General features: G+C 67.0%; 2 protein-coding genes. Both read right to left on the minus strand.

Annotated features, from left to right (window positions below; translation table 11 throughout):
• Positions 1–303: 303 nt before the first annotated feature.
• Positions 304–1497, minus strand: coding sequence for an IS91 family transposase (locus NKJ94_RS37240; protein ID WP_502897066.1), 1194 nt, complete (start codon positions 1495–1497; stop codon positions 304–306).
• A 4-nt stretch (positions 1498–1501) separates the two neighbouring features.
• The coding region (locus tag NKJ94_RS37245; protein ID WP_352532743.1) for a tyrosine-type recombinase/integrase at positions 1502–2105 on the minus strand (604 nt) is incomplete at its 5' end.

Raw genomic sequence — 2105 nt, forward strand, 5'->3', positions numbered from 1 at the left:
ATTGCTGAAGGGTTTCGGGTGCCGTCAGGCGTACGAAAGTCTCTGATGCAGGAACCCGCGGGCCGCAGGCGATTGCCTATGGGGATTTGTGCCTCGGGGTGCGCCAGCGGCTGTCGCGAACTTCTGCATAAGATGCGCCGGGCATGTCGTGGAAGCGGCTTCCGGGCCAGGTCGCAGAGGCTGTTGCGTTGATTCCGACGGGATTGGTGTGCGTGACGACCAGCGCCACGGCAACGTGCACATAAGATCCTGTTGACCGGCGCCGGCGTGGCGCGGTCGTACGAGCAACTTGGTCATGCCGGGTCATGGGGCGTTCTCCCGGTTCGGCGCTCTTGAGGCAGGCGGTGCACGAGGCTGGCCCCACCGTTCGAACCTCTCGATGACGACCATGCGTCCGCCGCAGCAAGGGCAAGGCCGGCGGACGTCAGCCGGTTCTTCCGAAGTGTCGTCTTGGGGCGGCAGATCGACGTTCAGCAGTTCGCGCGCGAGTGCGAGGCTGGCCTTGCGGGCGGAGCTGGCGAGCAGCCCATAGTGACGGATGCGGTGGAACCCACGCGGCAGGACATGGAGCAGGAAGCGGCGGATGAACTCGTCGGCGGCAAGCGTCATGGCGCGCTGGCGCTCGACACCATCGCGGCGATAGTCCTTGTAGCGGAAGGTGACTCCAGCCTCGTCGAAGGCGATCAGGCGGCGGTTCGAGATCGCGACCCGGTGCGTGTAGCGCGACAGGTAGGCGAGCACCGCTTCCGGCCCGGCGAAGGGCGCCTTGGCGTAGACCACCCAGCGCTTGTTCCGGACCGGCGACAGGTGCCGCAGGAAGGCCTGCCGCTCGACGAGACGAGCAAGGGTGCCGAAGAAGGCGAGCCGATCGGCGTCGTGCAGCGCGATCAGCCGGGTGAGGAACAGGCGGCGGAACAACTTGCCCAGTACTCTGACCGGGAGCAGGAAGGCCGGGCGCGACGATATCCAGCGGCTCCCGTCCGGCGCGATGCCGCCGCCCGGCACGATCATGTGGACATGCGGATGGTGGGTCATCGCCGATCCCCATGTGTGGAGCACGGCGGTGATGCCGATGCGCGCGCCGAGATGCCTGGGATCGGCCGCGATCGTCAGCATGGTCTCCGATGCCGCCTTGAACAGCAGGTCATAGACCAGCGCCTTGTTGTGGAACGCGATCTCGGCGACCTCGGCCGGCAGCGTGAACACGACGTGGAAGTATCCGACTGGCAGCAGGTCGGCTTCGCGCTCGGCGAGCCATGTACGCGCGGCCGCGCCCTGGCACCTGGGACAGTGCCGGTTGCGGCAGCTGTTATAGGCGATCCGCCATTGGCCGCAGTCCGCACAGGCTTCGACATGACCACCCAATGCAGCGGTGCGACACTGTTCGATCGCCGACATGACCTTGAGCTGCTGCAGGCTCAGATGCCCGGCGTGGGAGACCCGGTATCCGGGGCCGGCAGCACGGAAGATATCGGCGACCTCCAGGTCGGCGCGCACCGGTTCAGCCGGACGGCGTCTTGCCTTCCATCAGCGCCATCAGCCGGTCCAGCGGCCCTGCGACCGCGTGGATCGTGCGGGTCGAGACCTTGGTGTAGAGCGCGGTGGTATCGAGCTTGCTGTGCCCGAGCAGCACCTGGATGACGCGGATGTCGACATCCTGCTCAAGCAGGTGGGTGGCGAAGCTGTGACGCAGCGTGTGCGGGCTGACGCGCTTGCGGATGCCGGCGACTTCGGCTGCTTCCTGGACCGCGCGATGCAGTTGCCGCGATGAGATCGGCGCGATGCAACTGCGCCCCGGGAACAGCCAGCCATGCGGGAGCATCACCCCGCGCCGCTTGCCTTCGCGCCACCACAGTCGCAGCAGTTCCAGCAGTTGCGGCGAGAGCATGGCGTTGCGGTCCCTGCGTCCCTTGCCCTGTTCGACGCGGATCAGCATGCGTGTCGAGTCGATGTCGTCGACCTTGAGATGCGCGACCTCGGACACGCGCAGACCGGCGCCATAGGCGACACCGAGCGCGGCCTTGTACTTGATGCCTGGCGCCGCTTCGAGCAGCCGCGCCGCTTCCTCGACGCTCAGCACCTCGGGCAGCTTGCGCGGATACCGG

Source organism: Mesorhizobium sp. M0060 (genome assembly GCF_040323155.1).
Lineage (GTDB): Bacteria > Pseudomonadota > Alphaproteobacteria > Rhizobiales > Rhizobiaceae > Mesorhizobium.